The organism is Parapedobacter sp. ISTM3 (genome assembly GCF_016533505.1).
Classification (GTDB): domain Bacteria; phylum Bacteroidota; class Bacteroidia; order Sphingobacteriales; family Sphingobacteriaceae; genus Parapedobacter; species Parapedobacter luteus.
Window position 1 is genome coordinate 21185 of sequence record NZ_JAENGN010000020.1, and the last position, 22373, is coordinate 43557.

Sequence of the window (22373 nt, forward strand, 5' to 3'; positions counted from 1 at the left end):
ATGAAAAAGCTATTCTATATTTTGTTGACGACAAGTGTCGTACTTTTCGGGTCATGTGAGAAGTTTCTCGATGTGAATGACGACCCCAATAACGTGACGGACGTGCAAGTCACCCAGTTGCTGCCTTCAGTGACCGTCAATGTAGGCTACATGGGAGCAAGCGATTTGTTTCGCTACGCCTCGCTTTTGGTGCAGCAGTTCAGTGGCCATGGCCCCAATACCGGTTTCGGTACGTTTAGGGAGTACGAGCGCTACAACATCAATGACTCGGACGTAAACAACCAATGGGTACGTATCTTCGGAACAACACTGAGCGATGCCCAGCTCCTGATAGATAAAGCAACGGAGGGCGGAAGCCCGCACTACGCCGGCGTGGGTAAACTGCTGAAAGCGTATGTGTATCAAATCGTGGTAGACTCATGGGGCGATGTACCTTACTTCAATGCGGCGAAGCATGCCGAAAACCTGTATCCCGAAGTGGACGATGATGAAGCAATATATGCTGATCTGATCCGGTTGATCAATGAAGGGATTGCCGATATCAATGCGGCAAGCTCCACCTTGTCGCCCAATCAGTATTCCACAATCTATACAAGTAACGATTGGCCTTCAGCACGGGAAAAATGGGAGAAATTCGGCAATACCTTGAAACTACGGATCTTCCTGCATTATAGTGCAAAAGATGCGGCGTTCGCGTCGCAGCAAATCACTGCGTTGATTAACAGCGGCGCACAGTTTATGGAAAGCAATGACGACAGCTTCCAGATGCCGTTTTTGGCCGAATCGCAGCGCCAGAACCCGCTGTATAGCATGGAAAACGGCCAGTTCAGGAATCAGTTTTTTCCGAACAGGTTCCTCGTGGATTTGATGAACAGCAACGATGATCCGCGCAGGCGTTCGTATTTCGTGCCATTCCCCTACAATTCGAGCCCGGCTACTTACCGGGGGGCGAGCTTCCTGGATATTGAGCCATCGTCGGCTTATTCGCGCATCCATTCGTACGTCTATGGGACGGCGTCGGCAGTTGATCCGGCCCGGATAAACCCCAATGGCAGCCTGCAGGACGGTGCGATTACCTACGGTGGCGATGGTCCGGCGCGGTTGCTCACCTATGCCGAATATAACTTCATCCGCGCCGAGGCAGCGCTGCTCTACGGCGCCGCTGGCGACCCGAATGCGTTTTTTGCGGAGGGGATCCGGGCATCCATGCTGGAAGCAGGGTTGACGCAGGCAGAAATAGACGGCTACTTGGCTGAGCACGGTACGCTTAGCGGTACCAACGCGCAACGGCTGGAACAAATCATCACCGAAAAGTATGTGGCAAATTATGCCGTGCTGGTAGAACCGTGGACGGACTACCGCAGGACAGGCTACCCGAGCTTGGTGCCGCATCAGCAGCCGGCTGCCATCTATGATGAGGTGCCACGGTTGTTGCCTTATGCGCAATCTGAAATCAATAATAACCCGCACATCACGCAACGATCGTCATTGCTTGATCGGGCATTTTGGGATACCAGGCAATAGCCAGCGGTAGGCTCATCGCTGGGTTAAAAATTTTTTACTTTAATAACCTTTTAAACAATAAGCTATATGAGGAAGAGAACAATGTTAATGATGGTTTTGTTGACGGTACTGTATGTCGCAAATCTGCACGCCCAACGGATACCGTGGGCAGATTCGACGATCGTCACCAAGCATGAAGTGACGGTCAAAGGACAGCGTTTTGGCTACACCGCAACGACAGGCACACAACCGGTATGGGATGAGGAGGGCAAACCCATTGCTGCTGTGCATTACACGTATTACGAACGGAATGATGTAAAAGACAGGGATGCACGGCCGTTGGTCATCTCCTTCAACGGGGGGCCGGGATCGGGGTCGGTGTGGATGCATATCGCGTATACCGGCCCGCGGTTGCTCAATATCGACGATGAAGGGTATCCGTTGCAGCCGTATGGAATTAAGGAAAATCCGTATTCTATACTTGACGTGGCTGATATTGTGTTCGTCGACCCGATCAATACCGGCTATTCGCGAATCCTGGATAAGAATGCGGACCGCAAGCAGTTCTTTGGTACAAATGCAGACATCAAATACCTGGCGGAATGGTTGAACACGTTTGTCTCCCGGACGAACCGGTGGCCCTCGCCTAAGTATCTTATCGGCGAAAGTTATGGAACTACCCGGGTTTCCGGCTTGGCACTCGAACTGCAAAACGCGCAATGGATGTACCTGAACGGCGTCATATTGGTGTCGCCGACAGATTTGGGCATCGATAGGGGCACGGCGCTGGAGAAGGCCCTGCGTTGGCCTTATTATGCCGCTACCGCCTGGTTCCACAAGGCTTTGCCGGCGGATTTGCAGCAGAAAGATCTGACAGACATGCTGCCCGAAGTCGAGGAGTTTACCATGAACGAGCTTATCCCCGCGATAGCCAAGGGTGGGAGCTTACCCCAAGCAGAGCGGGAGCAGATCGCCGCAAAAATGGCCCGTTATTCCGGCATTTCGCAAAAGGTGATTCTGCAGCATAACTTCGATATCACGACGTCGTTCTTCTGGAAAGAACTGTTGCGCGATAGAGGGTATAACGTTGGCCGTCTGGACTCGCGGTATTTGGGTATCGACTTCAAAGAGGGTGGCGAACGCCCGGACTATGCGGCGGAATTGACCTCTTGGTTGCATTCGTTTACGCCGGCCATCAATTACTATTACAAGAATCATCTGAACTATCAGACGGATGTAAAGTACAACATGTTTGGCCCCGTTCATCCTTGGGACAGAAGCAACGACAATACCGGGCTGAACCTGCGCCAGGCCATGGCACAAAATCCTTACCTGCACGTCATGGTGCAATCGGGCTACTACGACGGCGCTTGCGATTACTTCAATGCCAAATACAACCTGTGGCAGATGGATCCTTCTGGAAAGTTGTTGGACAGGACAAGTTTCAAAGGGTACCGCAGTGGCCACATGATGTACTTGAGGAAGCAGGATTTGGAAACGGCTAATGAGGATATCCGGGAGTTTATCAAAAATTCAACGCCGGCTAAAGGCCAGCCTGCTAAGTATTAGCGCTGGCCGCATGGCCGGCCATGCGGTTCCAAAATCAGGACGTCATGAAAAGAATATGGATATGCTGCTTTTTGGTGTTTGCAGCGCTTGCCCAGGGCATTTGCCAGGATCTGGTCAATGATACCGGCGCTGCGCTGAAACACCTGGAAGAACACCGCCAGAAGCTCCGCGCTCAGCTTAAACAGGGGGGGCGCGATATGTACGGCATCCTGGACGGCATGTTGGCGGTAGGGCTGTGGGATGAGGTGCTGTCATACCTGGATGCGGGGGCTAACGTGACCGAGGTGGAAGAGGCGGTGCTGCGCGCGGAGTATTGGTGGTTGAATAATGATTTTGATAGGGCAGCGCGTGAACTCCGGTCGGTGAAGGCAGCAGCTAACCGCTCGCCCTTGGTGGCACGCATGGAGGCGACATTGCTTATCGAAGCCTGGAAATTGCCCGAAGCTGAAGCACGCTGCAAAGACATGCTGGCATCCAACCCGGAAGATGAGCGGCTCAGGGCCGTGCTGGGCAGGGCGCTGTTGCTGCAGAAGAAATACGATGAGGCGCTCGCACTGGCCAAGGACATGCAGCGGCGGAACCCGCAGTCTGCGGCGGCCTATCTGTTGGAGGGCGACGTGTACTTCTGGGACCAGCGGCCGGCACTTGCCGAGGCACCGATAATTCGGTGCCTGGAGCTGAATCCCCTGGAGGCCAATGCGCGGTTTAGCTACGGATACGCTATATGGCGACGGATAGATGCTACTCAGCTGGACGATATGGCGGGTCAGTGGGAGGTGGCCTTGGCCATCAACCCATTGCATTTCCAAACCCATTGGCACTGGGGCAATGGCCATACGAACCTGACCTTCGCTGATTATGTCGATAACGATGAAAAGGCCATACGGGCGAAATTGGAAGCGGCTGATCAGCTGGTGCGGGAAGGTAACGTCGATCAGGCACTGGTTGTGACCCGGGAGGTCGAAAAGGAGTACAACCACTCGGTATTGCCACTCATGCACCGTGCGTCTATTTATTACAGCGATTTCGATCATCCCGAAAGGCTGGCAAGATTGGATACCGCCCAAGCGATATTTTTGGAGATACTGGCAAGGAAGCAGCATTATGGGCCGGCCCATAATGGCTTGTCTGCCGTCATCAAATCGAAGCGGATACCCTACTTGGCTTCGTACGATTCGGTTACGGCGGAGTTGAAGCATACAACCATTCACGATTGGGACAATTTTGCGAAAGTATTCCCCGATGTGACGTATTACCCAGGTGAGATAGCAAAAGGCATGGTCTGGAATCAGCTGTATAGCGCGGTGGTTTATTTCCCGTTTTTGACGAAACAAAACAATGCGTTCGTGATACCGCCGCTGCATATCGATCTTGCGATTGCCATGAAATCGCCGCATTTCAGGTTCAATACGACATTTGATAATAGACAATGGATGGACATCCGTGGGGTTGGCAGCGGCGCGGCGGATATCGGGTACGTTGAGCGGGGGGCGTACGGCGAACGGAATGTGATCTTGCATGAGTATGTCCATTTGTTCCATGGCCGCGTGCTCACCGATGAGCAGAACAGGCGTATCAGGGCCTTGTACTTCAACGCGATGGAAAAGGGATTGACGCTGGATTATTATTCGCAAAATAATGAGTCGGAGTACTTGGCGCAGACCTATCCGGCTTACTTTGAACACGTGAAGGTGCACCCGTTGGACTTTAAGTCCATGAATACGCATCATGACCTGACGACGAAAGATCCGGAAATGTACCAGTTTTTGCAGGAGCTTACCGCAAACGAGGCAGCTTACCTCGCCGGCAACAAGGATGCGATGGCATCCAATTGGGCCCAAGTGTACCTCAACCTCAGCAACCGTGCACAGCGGGCAGACGTCAACTTGGCGCAGCGCTACTTGGATACGGCCTTGACGTATGATAGCCGATACTTACCTGCATTGCTTGCATACGCACGCCTGAAGTTATCAACCGGTGATTTTGCCGGCGCAAAGGGCTATGTGCAACAGGTCGTGGAGCTGGATAGCGGGTATGCGCCAGCTTACGTGGTGAAAGCTGAAATCGTGGGCAGGGAATCGGGCGATAACGACGCTGCAATAGGCGAACAGGCGATGCTCTATGATAAGGCGGTGGCGATAGAGACTGATTTTCAGATCAAAGCACAAAATGCCATCCAACTGCGCACCTTTTATCATCGGAATGGCTTGATTGCCGAGGCGATCAAGGCGGCTGGCCAATATGTGGCCATCGGTGCCGAGGTATCTACTTATCTGCGGGACCGCAAGGATGATGCACGGGCGTATGCGGCTACCGAACGCGCGTTGCTGGGGATTGCTGCTCCGTTGGCTGAATTGGCTTCACTGGTGGCCAAAAGGCCGCAAAATTACAACCTGCGCGGGAGCTATGCCGATGCATTGATGGCCAATGGCCGGTATGCAGAAGCCGTGACCACCTTATTGGAGGCGCAGCGCATTCTGGAAGCGTCGTCAAGCGGCCGTCCGGATTTTGAATTGCGGATAGCTGAGGCCTACGCCATGCAGCCAGGCAAGGCGGATTCCCTGAATGTGTATCTCGGAAAGTTGCTGGTGAACGGGATAGACCCTGACCGGCTGGATGAACTGCACAACCAACGCTTGGTGCGCCTGCTGAGTAAAGCAGGTAAAGGCCAGGAGGCAGCGGCACTGTTCGATAAGCTTCCGCAAGACGGTGACCGCTTTTACCGCTCTTCCCGGGCGTTGTCTGCTGCACAGCTGGCCGTGCAGGATGGCCGCGCCGAGGAGGCTATTGCGCTATTTGAGCAAGCCATCCGGCACAACCGTTATCAGGTGCAAGCCTACCAAGGGCTGAAAGACCTGTACAATGGCGATGATACAGCAATCGGCCGACTGGACAGGACACTTGAGGGATTGAAGGCCGACGTGGCGACGGAATAAGATTAAAAAATGCTCCATGTAGGCCAAAAACCGGTAGCAGCAGACCGGTTTTGGCCGCATGGGGTTATTAAACGAATAAAAATTGCGGTTCTTGTCACCCCGATTGGGACGCTTCGTTTCTTTATAGTAACTAACTGGTATCCAACAAATCAAAAACGATGGAAAAACCCGACAAAATGGAAAAAATGCTGGATTTGAAAAGAAAAAGCTTGTAAAAGAAGAACGGGAGTGTTGGCAGCACTCCCGGAAGGTTAAAAGCTAAACAAGTATCAATTAATCTATCAATTAACCCTTAATTAGGCAAAAGTATGAAATACTTTTCAATTGGCAAGGGTATGCCAAACCGTAAATGCTGGTATGCTCGGTGCACTAAATTCCTAATCGCTGTGAAGATTACTTGTTTGTTGCTTATTGCATTTGTAGCTGGCGCGTATGCGGAAAGCAGCGCGCAGAAGGTGACGCTGTCCCTAAAGAATGCTAAGCTCGAACATGTTTTTAGCGAAATCACCAAACAGACGGACTATCGTTTTCTGTACAGCGATGAAGTAGTCCAGTCATCGGACCTGGTGAGTATTTCGGTAAAGAATGCCGATATACAGCACGTGCTGAACCGTGTGATTTATCCACAGGGCATGGCCTACAAAATTATTTCGGAAACGATCATCATCACGCTTCCGAAGGCGCAGTTTGCCAACATGAAGCATGAAATGGCCACGCCTGTGCAGGAAGAAGTGACCATTACCGGCACGGTTAAAGACGCGGGTGGCGAAAGCTTGGCCGGGGCTACGGTATCGGTGAAAAACCAGGCAAGTATCGGTACAAAAACGGATACCGAGGGTGGATTTACCCTGCGGGTGCCCAAAAATGCTACCATTCAGGTGTCTTATATCGGCTATTTACCAAAGGAAGTGACGGTGACAAACGAGGGCCCTTACCACGTCCAGCTGCAGGAAGACGCGTCGCAGTTGGATGAAGTGGTGGTGGTGGGGTATGGCGAGCAGAGCCGCCGGACAGTGACCAGCGCTATTGCCCGTGTGGATGGTGAAACGCTGAAAGATCTACCCATGCCAAGCCCCGATCAGATGCTCCAGGGACGGGCCCCGGGGGTACAGGTGACGGCCGCCTCCGGTGAGCCGGGCGCAGGCATGGTGGTGCGGGTACGGGGGAGTACGTCCATCAATGCCAGCTCCGAGCCGTTGTATGTCATCGATGGTGTGCCGATTGTGTCACAGAACCTGGCAAGGACGACCTTCGGCCAACCGACCAACCCGCTTGCGGATTTGAATCCATCCGACATTGAGTCTATGGAAATATTGAAAGATGCGGCGGCGACGGCAATCTATGGCGCCAGGGCGGCCAACGGGGTGGTCCTGATCACGACGAAACGTGGGAAATCCGGTAAGCCGACGATCTCGATTTCGAGCTATGCGGGTACTTCCAAGGCGTGGAAAGACCCGAATGAACTGCGCGTTGACGGCCCGGCATTCGAGCGGTTGCAAAATGAGGCGGCGGCCAATAACTGGATAGACCGCTATGGAAGCCTCGATGCACTGAACCCTTCGGGAGCGGCCTTTGCCCCGCCATATGCCAATCCCGATAATGCCATAAATACCAATTGGATGGATCCCATCATGCAGCAGGGGGCGATGTACAATGTCGATGCCTCAATCTCAGGGGGCAACGAACGGATACGCTATATGGTGTCTGCCAATAATTTTAATCAGGAAGGGATCATGAAGCCGGTCATGTTTAATCGCAAATCGTTTCGGAGCAACATCGACTTTTCGGCGGCCGACCGCTTAAAATTCGGAACGAGTATCTTTTATTCCAACAGCCGGCGCAACCGGATTCAAAATGGGAACAACATCAACTCCGCGTTGGCCAATGCGTTTTTCTATCCAAGCAATATCCCGGCCTACAACGAGGACGGATCGTACAACCGCCCGGTTTGGGAAAGCCCGCTGGCCATTGTCAACGAGACGGACTACTTGATGAATACAAACCGGCTTATCGGTAATTTCTTTGCAGATTGGACAATCATCGAGGGACTGGTGTTTCGGACGACCTGGAGCTTGGACAATAACTACATCCAGGAAGACAACTATGCAAATACCAAGATGGTGGCCGGTGCGGGCGTAGGTGGTGAGGCGACGAGCAGCGTGGTCAACGACCTGAATTGGATCAATGAAAATATACTGACCTATAAGACCAGTTTCAATGCTGTACACAACCTGGACTTCCTGGCGGGCACGACGTTCCAAAAAAATAAAAATACGTTTGTGACTGCAACGGGACAGGGATTCCCCAGTGACAGCTTTAGAAAAATATCTTCGGCGGCTGTCAAGAATTCAAGTGGCGATGAAAGCGAATGGGCAATAGCTTCGGTGTTTGGCCGGATAAATTATGACTTCCAACAGAAATACCTCGTCAGTGTAAACATGCGGTACGATGGCTCTTCTCGGTTCGGTGCCAACAATCGCTGGGGATTGTTCCCCTCGGCATCGTTGGGCTGGGTGATGTCAGATGAAGCCTTCATGCAGCAGCTGCCGGTGATCTCGCAGTGGAAATGGCGCGTCAGCTATGGTGTAACTGGTAACCAAAGCGGTATTGGTAACTATGCGTCCCTGGGGTTGTGGGGAGGTCAGCGAGGCGGTTATCGGGGCGGCGGCGGAACCACACCGGGTGCCGGTGGAGCGGCTTCTTATGGCGACTTGGCTGGGTTCAATCCGGTGCAGCTGGCCAATCCGGACCTGAAATGGGAGACCACCGCCCAACTGAATATCGGGGTCGATATCGGCTTTTTCAACAACAGATTGGGCTTGACGTTGGACTATTATGACAAGCAGACAAAGGACCTGTTGCTGGAAGTGCCTACGCCGAGATCTACCGGATATAGCGTGATGCTGCAAAACTACGGCGAAATGGAAAACCGGGGTATTGAGCTCGGGATCAATGCCCAGGCGATTAACAATGAGCAATTTTCGTGGGATATCAATTTGAATGTGTCGCAAAACAGGAACTTGATTAAGAAGCTTGCTTCGCCTTTCAACCAATTTTCACGGGAATATATTCGGCTGGAAGAAGGATATCCGCTGTATTCGTTTTATGTGCATGAACAATTGGGGGTTGACCCTCAAACGGGAAATATCATCTGGCGGACGGGCGACGACGGCCAGTTTAACGTAAACAGAGACCGCTTCATTTCGGATAAAAATGCTTGGCCCGATTTCCAGGGCGGGCTCACCAATACCTGGCGGTATAAGGATTTTGACCTGTCTGCTTTCCTGCAGTTTAGTTACGGAAATTATGTATTCAACTACAACCGTTACTTTTTCGAACATGGTGGCGAGCGGACCACAGGCTACAGTGCGCAGCAGTTGGACCGGTGGCAACAGCCGGGCGATGTGACCGATATTCCGCGGATGGCAAACATCAACTACAATGTCAACTACCGCCCATCAAGGCATATTGAGGATGCGTCTTATCTACGGCTGAAAAACATCAGCCTGGGGTATTCGCTGCCAAGCAGCGCCATCCAAAAATTGGGGCTTAGCCAGTTGCGGCTGTATGTGTCTGGACAAAACGTGCTGACGTTTACCAACTATACTGGATTGGATCCCGAGGTGTCGGTAAGCCCGTCAGAAACCGTTCAAGGCATAGACCAGGGTGTAATGCCACAGCCGCGAGTGTGGATGGGGGGAATAAATCTAACATTCTAAAAATTACTGCTATGAGAGTTTTAGTCGTTATATGTGCGGGATTGCTCACGTTTTCCGGATGCAATTTGTTGGATTTGGAGCCTGTCTCCCAAATTACAAGTAACCAAGCTTTTTCTGATCTCAATAGTGCTGAAGGAGCCGTCAACGGGATGTACAACAACTTGCAAACGCCGTATATGTGGCGTGTGCAGGTCTTGTCCGACGTGGCGTCGGACATGTCGCAACAGATTGACACGTGGGACGCATTGATTGCTACCGATGAATTTAACTGGAGTGTGGACAACTCCGAGGTAGAGGATTTGTATACGTCGTTTTACCGGTGTATCGATATCGCAAACAACATCATCGCTTATGTGCCCGAAATGGCTATCGATCAAGGGATCAAGGATGATATGCTGGGACAAGCTTACTGGGTCAGGGGCTTGGCTTATTTCGATCTGGCGCGCTTTTTCGGGGGGTATCCGCAGGTGTATGGTGAGTTGGGTGCCGTGATCGTCGTGACGCCTTCTTCGGGCATCACGGAAAGTGATTTGAAGCCAAGAAGTACATTGGCCGAAACATATGCGCAGGCTGAGTCGGATTTGCTTCAGGCACTGCAGCTGCTGCCCGAAGCGCGGTCGTCTACGGTATTGTCTAAAGTGAAAGCAACCAAACCCGCCGCGCGCGCACTGCTGGCCCGGTATTACCTGTATAACCGGCAATGGGATTTGGCTGAACAGTATGCCACCGATGCGATTGCGGGGAAATCACTGAATGTGCCTTTTATGAGCATTTTCAGGAACAAGAATACGGAAGAGTCGTTGTTTGAAGTGCAGTTTAGCAATGTGGATATCAACGGGCTGCGCAATTGGTACTACCCGTCCAACCTGAGTGCGCGGGGAGGTACTGCGCTTCATCAATCGACCTACGAGGCGATTGTGGCTGACCCGGCTGATACGCGTGCCCAGTTGATTGCACAGAATCCTGCCCGGCCGGTTTATTACCCTACGAAATGGGATGATCCGCAAGAGGGGGATAATTTTCAGTTGCTTCGCCTGGCGGAGCAGTACCTTATACGTGCTGAGGCGCGCGCCGAATTGGAGAACTTTGATGGTGCTTTGGAAGATTTGAATGCCGTGCGTGCAAGGGCTGGTGTAGCAGCGCGGACTGCTGCAGGCAAGGACGCGATCATTGCGGCTATCCTGGAAGAACGGCGCCTGGAGTTTGTGGGCGAGGGACAGCGCTGGTTTGACGTCATCCGCCGGGGGCTTGGCACAACGGTATTTACCAACATTGTGCGGACCACAGGAAGCCAGCCCAGCTATTCGTTATCGAATGCGGGTAGGCAAGTCATGCCCATCCCTTCGGTTGAAACCCGGGCTAATAACAATGTACAACAAAATGAGGCTTACCGATAGTCAAAAAACAATTCATTACTAACACTTTATTTACTTAAAAATGAGGATAAAACGATTAGCTGTTGTGCTGATGACGCTGACGGCGGGTGTATGCAGTAGCGCCCATGCCCAGGACATCAAAATCAACCCGGATTCGGCAGTCACGACCAACCATCAAGTGGTGGTAAAGGGCCAGACGGTCAAGTTTAGCGCCACGACGGGCATGCAACCGGTATGGGACGATAAAGGGAAAGCCCGTGCAGGGGTTTTTTATACGTACTACAAGCGGACGGACGTCCCGGGGCAGGATACCCGTCCCTTGGTCTTCTCGTTCAATGGCGGGCCGGGAGCCGGAGCGCTCTGGATGCGCCTGGGCTATACGGGCCCGCACCGTATCAAAATTGACGAGGAAGGGTTCCCCATCCAGCCGTATGGTATCGAGGATAATCCGCATTCGCTGCTCGATGTCGCTGATATCGTGTATATCGAGCCGGTCAATACCGGATACTCAAGGCCGGTGAATGGTGTTCCCGCATCGGATTTCTTCGGCGTAAAAACGGATGTGCAATACTTGGCCCAATGGATTACGACTTTCGTATCGAGAAACAATCGGTGGATTTCTCCGAAATACTTGGTAGGCGAGAGCTACGGCACGACGCGTGTCTCCGGCCTGGCATTGGAGTTGCAAAACCGCCACTGGATGTATATCAACGGGGTGGTGCTGGTGTCGCCTACTGGTCTGGGAATTCGCCGCGATGGCCCGGTGGCTGATGCCAACAAGCTGCCGTATTACGCGGCGGTGGCTTGGTATCATAAGAAGCTGCCCAGCGATTTGCAGCAAAAGGACCTCACAGCTGTGCTGCCCGAAGTTGAAGCGTTTACCATCAAGGAACTGATTCCGGCAATGGCTCAAGGTGGATTTATCGATGCAAACGAACGGAAGGCCATTGCCGATCGCATGTCGCGGTACATGGGCATTTCATCGCAGGCTATTTTGGATCATAACCTGGCTGTGCCCATGCAATTCTTTTGGAAAGAACTTCTGCGCAAGGAAGGATATACGGTTGGGCGTCTGGATTCGCGGTACTTGGGTATCGACAGGATGGTGGCAGGCGGACAGCCTGATTACTCACCGGAAAATACGACCTGGCAGCACATTTTTACGCCAGCCAACAACTACTATTATACCAACTACTTGAAATATCACACGGATCTGGAATATTATGTCGCCGGCCATACCCGGCCCTGGCCGCGGGAGGGCGCCGAGACAGAGACCGCCGGCGAAGATCTCCGGCAGGCCATGGCCATGAATCCGTTTATGCATTTGCTGGTGCAATCGGGTTATTATGATGGTGCATGCGACTATTTCAATGCGCAGTATAACATGTGGAACCTCGACCCAAGCGGCAAGCTGAAAGATCGCATGCATTGGAAGGGGTATCGCAGCGGCCACATGATGTACTTGCGATATGAAGATTTGGCTTCTTCGAATGAGGATTTGCGCGAGTTTATCAAACTGAGCATTCCCAAAGAAGGCGTCCCTGCGAAATATACCGTTGACTGAGTAAGCGTATGGCTATGAATAAACTTGTTTTTGCCCTTATGCTCTTGCCCTACATTTGCCAAGCGCAAGATCGATCATTTAATCCCGATTCTGCGGTAACGACCAAGCATGAGGTCATGATAAATGGACAAACCGTCAAGTTCAACGCAGTAACCGGCATGCAGCCGGTATGGGATGAATCAGGCAAGGTGATTGCCGGTGTTTTTTACACCTATTATTACCGCACCGATGTGGCGAATCAGGCGACCCGGCCTATTGCTTTTTCGTTCAACGGGGGGCCGGGTGCAGGTGCCCTGTGGATGCGGCTCGGCTATACCGGGCCGCACCGCGTACGCATCGATGACGAGGGGTATCCGATCCAGCCTTATGGAATAGAAGATAACCCGCATTCGTTGCTGGATGTCACGGATCTGGTGTATGTGGAGCCGGTCAATACCGGCTATTCGCGCCCTGTCGGCGATGCGCCGCTTGCGCAGTTCCTGGGTATCAACAACGACCTCACCTACTTGGGAAACTGGTTGTCGACGTTTGTGACCCGGCACAACCGATGGGCTTCGCCGAAATATTTGATTGGCGAAAGTTATGGGACGTACCGCGTGTCGGGACTGGCCCTGGAGCTGCAAAACAGGCATTGGATGTACATCAATGGTGTGGTATTGGTATCTCCCGGGACGTTAGGATTCTGGCGGTATGGACCGGTGGGTGATGCCAATTTGCTGCCCTACTATGCGGCCACGGCTTGGTACCATAAAAAACTGCCGGCGGACCTGCAGCGGAAGGATCTGGAGGAGATGCTTCCCGAAGTGGAGGCTTATACGGTGGACTCGCTGATACCTGCGTTGGTAAGGGGCGGCTACCTCGATGAAGGGAAGAGGCAAGCTATTGCGCACAAAATGTCCCGGTACATGGGGATCTCCGAAACCGCTATCCTGCAACATAACCTGGTGGTGCCGATGGCCTTTTTCTGGAAAGAGCTGTTGCGCGCAGAAGGCTATTCCATTGGCAGGCTGGACTCGCGGTACCTGGGCATCGACCGGACGGTCGCAGGCGAAAGACCGGACTATGCAGCGGAGAATACGTCGTGGCAGCATACGTTCACACCAGCAAACAACTATTACATCAAAAATTACCTGAAGTACGATACGGATCTGGAATATTACGTGGCTGGCCACGCTTCATGGAACCGGTTTGCGCTGGAAAACAAAACCGGCGAGAGCTTGCGGCAGGCCATGGCGATGAATCCGTTTTTGCATGTGCTCGTCCAATCGGGGTATTATGACGGGGCTACCGACTATTTCAATGCGCAATACAACCTTTGGCAGATGGACCCCAGCGGCAAACTGAAATCCCGGATGGATTGGAAAGGCTATCGCAGCGGTCACATGATGTATTTGCGCAAGGAGGATCTGAAGGCAGCCAACGACGACTTGCGGGCGTTTATCGCCAAAACGCTGCCAGCGGAAGATATGCCCGCAAAATATCGTGTTGATTAACTTAATGAACGAGCGTATGAAGCATGTACTAATCGTGATTGCCGCCTGTTGCTTGTCAGGTATCGGCATGAGTGGCAGGGGGTACGCCCAAGGCCGAGTGGCGGGGGCACCCGATAGGGCAGAGGGAGAGGGGCCCTGGAAACAATTGATCATCCGGGGGGTGACGCTGATAAACAGTACGCTTTCGCCACCAATGGGGCCAGTGGATATCGTGGTGGAAGGTAACCGGATTACAAACGTAGCGGTTGTCGGTGCACCGGGTGTGCCGGTCAACGAAGCGCGCAGGCCAAAACTCGTGGAAGGCGGGAAGGAACTGGATGCCACAGGGATGTATCTGCTGCCGGGTTTTGTAGACACGCATGCCCATATCGGTGGATCGCAGGCGGCGTCCGCCGAATATGTTTTTAAACTGTGGATGGCGCATGGCGTGACAACCATTGCCGATCCGGGATGTGGCAATGGCCTGGAATGGGTGTTGGATCAGAAAAAGAAAAGTGCGGAAAATACGATTACAGCGCCAAGGATTAAGGCTTACGCGCGGTTCGGGCAAGGGGTAAGCGGACCCATCAGTACCGAAGAGCAGGCCATCGCATGGGTGCGCAGCAACAAGGAAAAGGGGGCCGACGGCATCAAATTTTTCGGTGCTGAACCGCACATCATGGATGCCGCCATCAAAGAAAACAAACGTCTGGGGCTACGGTCAAAAACGCACCATGCACAGGTGTACGTAGGACGCTGGAATGCGCTGCACAGTGCCCGGGCGGGACTTACAGCATTGGAGCATTGGTATGGGTTGCCGGAGGCGATGTTTACGGATCGTACGGTACAGGATTATTCGCTGTCATACAACTACCAGGATGAGCAAGATCGCTTCGGTGAAGCAGGACAGTTGTGGGAACAGGCAGCCGAACCTTACTCTGAACGATGGAATAAGGTGATGGATGAGCTGATTGCACTGGATTTTACGCTTTCGCCTACGTTGGTGATTTATGAGGCAAGCAGGGACCTGATGCGCGCAAGGCGGTCGGAGTGGCACGAGGAATACACCCTGCCTTCGTTGTGGGAGTTTTACAAGCCCAACCGGGTTTCGCACGGATCGTATTGGTTTAATTGGGGGACGGAACAGGAGCTGCAATGGAAACGCAACTACCAGCTGTGGATGAAGTTTATCAATGAATATAAAAACCGGGGTGGCCGCGTCACCGTTGGCACGGATGCCGGATTTATCTATGCGCTGTACGGGTTTGCTTATCCGCGGGAAATGGAGCTCCTGCGTGAGTCGGGCTTCCATCCGTTGGAGGTCATCAAGGCGGCGACGCTCAACGGTGCGGAATCGTTGGGTATGGACGACGAAATCGGCAGCGTGGAAGTCGGCAAGCTGGCGGATTTTGTCATCGTGGACCAAAATCCACTGGAAAATCTGCAGGTATTGTACGGCACTGGCGCCATCCGGGTGACGGAAGAGAATGAGGTGGTGCGTGTGGGTGGCGTAACGTATACCGTGAAGGACGGTATTGTCTACGATGCAAAGAAATTGCTGGATGATGTGAAGGAAATGGTACGTCAGGAAAAGGCCAAGGAAAAGTATGAAATCCTGCAGCCGGGTATTTACCATCATTCGATGTTTAAATAAACTTTACCTACGGTAGCGTGTCATGGTGGCGCATATACGGTCTGGAATAGACCGTATACGCGCCGCTGTCGTTATGGACGTGAACCGGCCGGCGTCTTCGCGATAGTTAAAAGTTATGCTTAATATTGGGTTTTTAAATCAAACGAATAAAAAGATGAAGATCATTGTACTGGACGGACATACGCTGAACCCCGGCGACTTAAGTTGGGACGATCTGGGCAGTTTGGGTGAACTGACCGTATATGACCGAACGACCGCCGACCAAATCGTGGAACGGGCAAACGGCGCTGAAGCCTTATTGACGAATAAAGTGCCATTGGATGCCGAAATACTGGAACAACTGCCGGACCTGAAATACATCGGAGTGCTGGCCACCGGGTACAATATCGTGGATATTGACTACGCCAGGGAAAAGGGAATCGTGGTGACCAATGTGCCGGGATACAGCACGGCGTCTGTTGTGCAGCTGACTTTTGCGCTGCTATTGGAACTTTGCCACCATGTACAGCGACACAGTGACGCCGTCGCTTCGGGCAAATGGTCGCGATCACCTGATTTCTGCTTCTGGGATTATCCATTGATGGAGCTTTCGGGCAAGACATTGGGCATCATCGGATTCGGTGATATCGGCCAGCGCGTGGCAGACGCTGCCGCCGCATTCGGCATGGACGTCATTGGATATAGCCGTACGCAAACCGATCAGTCTTACCGACGGAATTTCCGTTGGGCAAGCTTGGACGAATTGCTGGCACAGGCTGATGTAGTGAGCCTCCACTGTCCGCTCACGCCGCAAACCAAGGGCCTGATAAATGCCGGTAGCCTGAAAAAGATGAAAGAAACTGCATTTCTTATCAATACGGCGCGCGGGCCACTTGTGGTGGAAGAAGATCTTGCGGAAGCGCTGAACAGCGGCGGCATCGCCGGTGCCGGCCTTGACGTGTTGTCCGCCGAGCCGCCGGCTCCGGACAATCCGTTGTTTGGCGCACGACATTGTTTGATTACCCCGCATATTGCATGGGCTACGAAAGAGGCGCGGACCCGCCTGATGGAGGTTGCTGTGTGTAATTTGATGGATTATCAGAAAGGGAATTCAAAAAACGCCGTTAATATGTAGATTTTTTGGGTTTTGTTGAATTTTTCGTCTTGTTTGACTGACTAAAATTGTGTTTTTCTTATTTGTTTTGTTTTTTATTGATGAAAAATAAAATATTTTTACTATTTTATTGTGAATTATATAAGAATATGGTTATGTTTGTGTGTATTGATAGGTGAGTTTTAATTTTTTCATTTCTCCATTGCTGGTGTTGTGCTGTGTTGGTTGTTTTTTGGGGATTCTCGCTTTTTCTGTCTTGAAAAGATAAGTGAATCGGTGGTTTGCACGGGACCGTAGTAGTCTGGTATGCTGATAGCTGGACTATCAAACACATACGGTGTTTGCAGGTTAACGATTTTTAGCTGCCAAATGTATGTAATTAAATATAGGCGTCAACAGGCTTAACCGTTTTATATGAATCATTTTTACCCTCCTTGAGCATGACCGGAAATACCCGATACCAATAAAAAAGCAGGAGTGTTCGCACCACTCCTGCATGGACAAGGTATCACTACTAATAAAACGTCATTATTCTCTAATAGCTAACCTTAATTTGGTAAAAGTATGAAATACTTTTTATTTGGCAAAACGATGCCAAGTGGTGTGCATAGGCATATCCAATTAAAACCTAAACCCAAACCTGTCTGCAGCGTCTTTGCGTTCCTGTGTGCCCTGATGTTTTCAGGCACGATGGGCGTTCGGGGTGCCGTATCGCTGGTCCCGGACGCCGCTTTTCAAGAACTCATAACGGTTTCGGGAACGGTGCGCGATGAGACCGGCGCTCCTTTGCCCGAGGCTACTGTACATGTGAAAGGCAGCAGTACACTGGCGACGAAAACGAATGACGATGGGCAATTTTCACTTCGGGTGCCGGTGGGATCAACCATTGAGGTGACATTCCTGGGGTATAGCGTTGCCGAGGTTGTCGTGAGAACCCCGGGTCCTTATACCATTAACCTTGAGCCCGACGCTTCGGAGTTGGACGAGGTGCTTGTCGTTGGATATAGTACCCAGTCAAAAAAGGAATTTACAGGTGCCGCAAGCCGCATTGTGGCTGATCAAGTCAAGGAAATCCCGGTACAGAGTTTTGATCAGGCGCTTATAGGAAGGGCTGCCGGCGTAAAAATCAACTTACCAAACGGGGTACTGAACAATGCGCCGGTTATCCGCATCAGGGGAACGAATTCCATATCACTAAGCTCTTATCCATTAATCGTCATAGACGGTATTCCGGTGACAAGCGGCGATGTGTCTTCAAACGCTACCGTGGCCAACAACCCGCTGGCAGACATTAACCCAGCCGACATTGAATCGATTGACGTATTGAAGGATGCTGCATCTACGGCTATTTACGGATCCCGGGCGGCTAATGGCGTCATTTTAGTTACTACCAAAAGAGGTAAAGAGGGAAGCGCCCGGGTGACTTATGACGGCTGGGTAGGCGTGACCGAGCCGGTAAGGCTTCCAAAGTTGCTGGAGGCGGAAGACTTCATGATGATCAAGAACGAAGCGCAACTGAACAGGAAGATACTGAGCGGTCAGGCGGATAACGATGCTGTTGCGTCGGCGTTGTTCTTCCCAAGTTATCATCCAGATGGGTCGCTGGTGAATACCAATTGGTATGACTATATTTTTCAAACGGGTGTGCAGCACAGCCATGCGGTAACGGTGAGCGGTGGCAGTCCGAAGACGCGTTACTTCTTTTCGGCCAACCTTACCGAGCAGGAGGGATTCTTGCAGACGAACGAGTTTGACCGGACGGGGCTTCGATTTAATTTGGACCATGATGTAAACTCGTGGCTCAAGTTGAGAGGTAATATAAGTTATACCAAGTCTGAAAATAGGGCGCCAAACTCGGGTTCCATGGAAGGCAACGCACAGCTGATTGTAGGCGCTGCCCGGATGGCTTATACCCTTAATCCGAATGTGCCGGCGTATAATCCGGATGGTACCCCACACCTGGCCAACACGCCGGGCGGACCTATCGGCAATGGCAACAACCAGGTCGTGAGCGTCTATTATAATCCGGTGGCTTTATTTGAGCTGGCTAAATACAGCTCGACCAACGATCGGATATTGGCGAATGTGGGAGCGACCGTTAACCTGTTGAAGGGCCTGAATTTCACGACCAGTTATTCGGTAGACCGGTTGTCCACTCTTAATGTCAGCTCGCTGAGTCCCGAGCATGGTTCCAGTTCGTCTACAAACGGTAGTGTGACGAACGTATCGACTTTATTTAACAACTGGAATTTTACCAATACGTTGAATTATGACACGCGATTTGCGGACCACCACATTTCGGCCGTTGGTGGTATGGATGTGCAGGATTTTTCGACGAACCGATGGGGAGTCAATGTGCAGCAAGCTTCCGATCCGTATTTTACCGATGTTCAGGGTAACTGGGGGCAAGTATCGCAGTCAGGTAACTTGCTGATAAATTGGGCCTTTTTATCCTATTTCGCAAGCTTGAATTACGACTATAAGAGTCGTTATTTCATCAAGTTCAATTTCAGGCGGGATGGCAATTCGGCGTTAGGCGCTTCGACCAAGTGGGGTAACTTTGGCGGGGCATCCGCCGGATGGACACTGTCTGAAGAAGCGTTCTACCAGGGTTCCGCTATAAGTACCGTCATGAGTAGTGTCAAACTGCGGGGCGGCTGGGGCCGGGTAGGCAACGGCGAGATGAATTCACGGTATGGCTCGCTCATTTTGTTCTCTTCGGCGCTTTACGGGAGTGCTTCTACGTGGCACCTTAGCCAAGCAGGCAATTCGGATCTGGGCTGGGAGACCAGTGAACAAACCAATATCGGGGCGGATTTGGGCTTTTGGAACGACCGGATATTGGTTGATTTCAGCTGGTTCAATAACAATGTAAACGGGTTGATCTTGGAGGTGCCGCAGTCTCCTTCAAAGGGTATTCCCGGCAATGCAATTCTGGGAAACGTCGGATCATTGTACAACCGAGGTGTTGAATTAGGAATTAGCGGGGATGTCGTCAGAAAAGGGAAGTTTTCATGGAATGCTTCGTTCAATTTCACGAGCATCAAGAATGAGGTGACTGCACTTGAAGGCGAAGGCTCGCGTATCGTAAGCACCTCTTCGGGCAATCCGTTTAACATGACGCAGGCGGGCTACTCCGTAGGCACGTTGTACGGAGCGGTCACCAATGGTGTCAATCCGGCTACCGGCCAGCGTATTTACATGAATGCGGCTGGTGAACAAGTGCAATATTCGGCAGCTTTTCCTTCGGGAGGCTCTGCGTGGACATACCTGGATGGTCGCCCGGCACCGGCAATCACGGCGGCTGATTACCAACCCTTGGGAAATGCTTTGCCCACATGGTATGGCGGCTTTAATAATACGTTTCGGTATGGAAGCTTCGATGCAGGAATTAACTTTTCCTTTTCTGGCGGCAACTATGTCTTGAATGGCAATACCGGAACCTGGTTGGACCAACGGTATTTCAATAATTCGGTCAAAGTGCTGGACCGTTGGCAACAGCCCGGCGATGTGACGGACGTGCCACGTCTTGTATTCAACGACAATTTTGCAAGTGCAAACATTCCGAACATCTCCGATTATGTCGAAAAAGGCGATTTTTTGCGCTTGCAAAATGTACTGATAGGGTACCGGCTGCCTAACCAGTTGCTCGCAAAAGCCGGTATCAGCTCGGCACGGATTTACGTGCAAGCTACCAATGTGTATTTGTTTACGAATTACACAGGGGTGGAGCCGGAATCATCCATCAATGGGAATAATCCCCGATCTCCCGGTATTGAGTACAATTCCCTGGGCAACGGACGTACGTTTACGTTTGGGATGAACCTCGGCTTTTAGGAATGAAACAGGCAGGATTTCGGATAAGGTTAATCATTAAAATTGAACAGCTATGAATATCACATATAAATCCATCAAGAAGCTCGGAGCCGCATTAGGCATTGCTTGCTTGGTGAGCATTTCTTCGTGCAGTGAAGAGGAGTACCTACAACAGATTCCCCCCACGCAGCTTAGTTATTCCGATATATTCAGTACCCCGGCACGCATCGAAGGGCTGGTAAACGGCATCTATGCGTCACTTAAGGGATCAAATTTCTATGGGGGGAGGTTATTACTGTTTCTGGATGTGCGTGGCGAGGATTTTATCAATACGACGGCCAACTCGTTTACCGGCTATGACGCCTGGGCGCATTCGTACAATTCTTCTTCAGCTGATATCCTTAACGTCTGGTCCACGGGGTACACCACGATAAACCGGGCTAATTTTGTCATTGAAGGGCTGGCAGCAAACCCGGGCGTAGTGGATGAAACGACAGCAGCGGGGTATGTGGCGGAAGCCAAATTTCTGCGTGCGCTTTCTTACTTTACGTTGGTGACCATATTTGCCCGCCCTTATGCGGAGAACGATGGCGCTTCGCCCGGCCTGCCTCTGCGGTTGCAGGCCGAGACAACGTCTGAAAATAATAATTTAGCCCGTAGTACGGTGGCTCAGGTTTATTCGCAGATTCTCCAGGATTTGGACGACGCCGAGGCAAACCTGCCCGATGAATATGCTTCGGCTTTATTGAATACAACACGGGCACATAGAAATACGGCAATTGCGTTGAAGACGCGGGTGTACCTCAATCAAGGGAACTGGAACGCGGTCATTGCTGAGGCCCGCAAGATTGTCCCCCAGACCGCGGCGCCTTTTTCGGCGACTACCGGCGTGGCTCACGCGCTTCAAAGTGATATTGTCGAGACGTTAACGAATAACTTCACCACGGCAGAATCCATCTTTTCCATGCCATTTACCAACCTGGACAATTTAAGCGGCCAGTCTGCGCTGGGGTACCTCTACAATGGCAACTCGGAGTATTTCCTGAATCCAGCGGGGATATTGGGCAGCGCTCAATGGGCTGAAGGAGACGACCGGTGGGGACTGCTGCGCTTCAACGCGACCAATGGCCGTTATTACCTGAGTAAATATGGTCGGGATGCACCTTTCCTGCGATATATACCCGTGATTCGCTACGCAGAAGTGTTATTGAACTATGCGGAAGCGGCGGCGGAGACCGGAGATTTTGTCTTAGCCAGGGGATTGCTGGAAGCTGTTCATCATCGGTCTGATCCAGACTATGTCTTTCCTGTATCGGCTACTGCTACAAGGGGGGCATTGGTTGCCAGCATAGAAACCGAGCGTCGAATCGAATTATTGGGTGAAGGTTTCCGATCGAATGATTTGCTGCGCCGGCTGTATACGATTCCCGAAAAAGTAGGCCCATCCTTTTCGGCTTCGGCGGTGCCACCCGCTGCGGAAAATTACATCTGGCCAATGTCGAACGACGAAATTTTGACAAATAATTTGATTTCCGATTGATTTAGCATGTATATTCATGGCGTTTTTACCAAATACCATAATTGTATGAAACCTGCGATGACAGCGACTTGCGCAAAAGACGATGCAATGCAGGATTTCATGAAGCCATTAACCAATAAATTAATTAACGA

General features: G+C 51.6%; 11 protein-coding genes. All 11 read left to right on the top strand.

Annotated features, from left to right (window positions below):
• The gene (locus JHJ32_RS20155) at positions 1–1524 is read left to right on the top strand and encodes a SusD/RagB family nutrient-binding outer membrane lipoprotein (protein WP_079716472.1); all 1524 of its coding nucleotides are present in this window, start codon (positions 1–3) and stop codon (positions 1522–1524) included.
• Between the two features lie 66 nt (positions 1525–1590).
• Positions 1591–3072 (top strand): S10 family peptidase, encoded by a 1482-nt coding sequence (locus JHJ32_RS20160; RefSeq protein ID WP_079716471.1) that lies wholly within the window; start codon positions 1591–1593, stop codon positions 3070–3072.
• Positions 3073–3116: 44 nt separating this feature from the next.
• The gene (locus tag JHJ32_RS20165; protein WP_200122185.1) at positions 3117–6008 is read left to right on the top strand and encodes a tetratricopeptide repeat protein; all 2892 of its coding nucleotides are present in this window, start codon (positions 3117–3119) and stop codon (positions 6006–6008) included.
• A gap of 386 nt (positions 6009–6394) precedes the next feature.
• A complete protein-coding gene (locus JHJ32_RS20170) occupies positions 6395–9727 on the top strand; it encodes a TonB-dependent receptor (RefSeq protein ID WP_200122186.1) in 3333 nt (1110 codons plus the stop codon).
• 11 nt (positions 9728–9738) lie between these two features.
• Positions 9739–11124 (top strand): RagB/SusD family nutrient uptake outer membrane protein, encoded by a 1386-nt coding sequence (locus tag JHJ32_RS20175; protein ID WP_200122187.1) that lies wholly within the window; start codon positions 9739–9741, stop codon positions 11122–11124.
• Between the two features lie 40 nt (positions 11125–11164).
• The gene (locus JHJ32_RS20180) at positions 11165–12667 is read left to right on the top strand and encodes a S10 family peptidase (RefSeq protein WP_079716468.1); all 1503 of its coding nucleotides are present in this window, start codon (positions 11165–11167) and stop codon (positions 12665–12667) included.
• 14 nt (positions 12668–12681) lie between these two features.
• On the top strand, positions 12682–14160 hold the full coding sequence (locus JHJ32_RS20185; protein WP_200122188.1) for a S10 family peptidase: 1479 nt from the start codon (positions 12682–12684) through the stop codon (positions 14158–14160).
• Positions 14161–14176: 16 nt separating this feature from the next.
• Positions 14177–15793: an amidohydrolase family protein gene (locus tag JHJ32_RS20190; protein ID WP_079716558.1), complete on the top strand. Its 1617-nt coding sequence runs from the start codon at positions 14177–14179 to the stop codon at positions 15791–15793.
• Between the two features lie 154 nt (positions 15794–15947).
• Complete coding sequence (locus JHJ32_RS20195; protein ID WP_200122189.1) at positions 15948–16907, top strand: D-2-hydroxyacid dehydrogenase; 960 nt, start codon at positions 15948–15950, stop codon at positions 16905–16907.
• A 543-nt stretch (positions 16908–17450) separates the two neighbouring features.
• Positions 17451–20723: a TonB-dependent receptor gene (locus JHJ32_RS20200; RefSeq protein ID WP_200122190.1), complete on the top strand. Its 3273-nt coding sequence runs from the start codon at positions 17451–17453 to the stop codon at positions 20721–20723.
• A gap of 52 nt (positions 20724–20775) precedes the next feature.
• Positions 20776–22242 carry a RagB/SusD family nutrient uptake outer membrane protein gene (locus tag JHJ32_RS20205; protein WP_200122191.1) on the top strand — a complete coding sequence of 489 codons (1467 nt, stop codon included), beginning with the start codon at positions 20776–20778 and terminating at the stop codon, positions 22240–22242.
• The last annotated feature ends 131 nt before the right edge of the window (positions 22243–22373 follow it).

What these genes read in the sequence shown, in the direction of transcription:
- JHJ32_RS20190 (WP_079716558.1), top strand. Translation starts at nt 14,177, where the DNA reads ATGAAGCATGTACTAATCGTGATTGCCGCCTGTTGCTTGTCAGGTATC.
- JHJ32_RS20195 (WP_200122189.1), top strand. Translation starts at nt 15,948, where the DNA reads ATGAAGATCATTGTACTGGACGGACATACGCTGAACCCCGGCGACTTA.
- JHJ32_RS20165 (WP_200122185.1), top strand. Translation starts at nt 3,117, where the DNA reads ATGAAAAGAATATGGATATGCTGCTTTTTGGTGTTTGCAGCGCTTGCC.
- JHJ32_RS20185 (WP_200122188.1), top strand. Translation starts at nt 12,682, where the DNA reads ATGAATAAACTTGTTTTTGCCCTTATGCTCTTGCCCTACATTTGCCAA.
- JHJ32_RS20175 (WP_200122187.1), top strand. Translation starts at nt 9,739, where the DNA reads ATGAGAGTTTTAGTCGTTATATGTGCGGGATTGCTCACGTTTTCCGGA.
- JHJ32_RS20155 (WP_079716472.1), top strand. Translation starts at nt 1, where the DNA reads ATGAAAAAGCTATTCTATATTTTGTTGACGACAAGTGTCGTACTTTTC.
- JHJ32_RS20200 (WP_200122190.1), top strand. Translation starts at nt 17,451, where the DNA reads ATGAAATACTTTTTATTTGGCAAAACGATGCCAAGTGGTGTGCATAGG.
- JHJ32_RS20160 (WP_079716471.1), top strand. Translation starts at nt 1,591, where the DNA reads ATGAGGAAGAGAACAATGTTAATGATGGTTTTGTTGACGGTACTGTAT.
- JHJ32_RS20180 (WP_079716468.1), top strand. Translation starts at nt 11,165, where the DNA reads ATGAGGATAAAACGATTAGCTGTTGTGCTGATGACGCTGACGGCGGGT.
- JHJ32_RS20205 (WP_200122191.1), top strand. Translation starts at nt 20,776, where the DNA reads ATGAATATCACATATAAATCCATCAAGAAGCTCGGAGCCGCATTAGGC.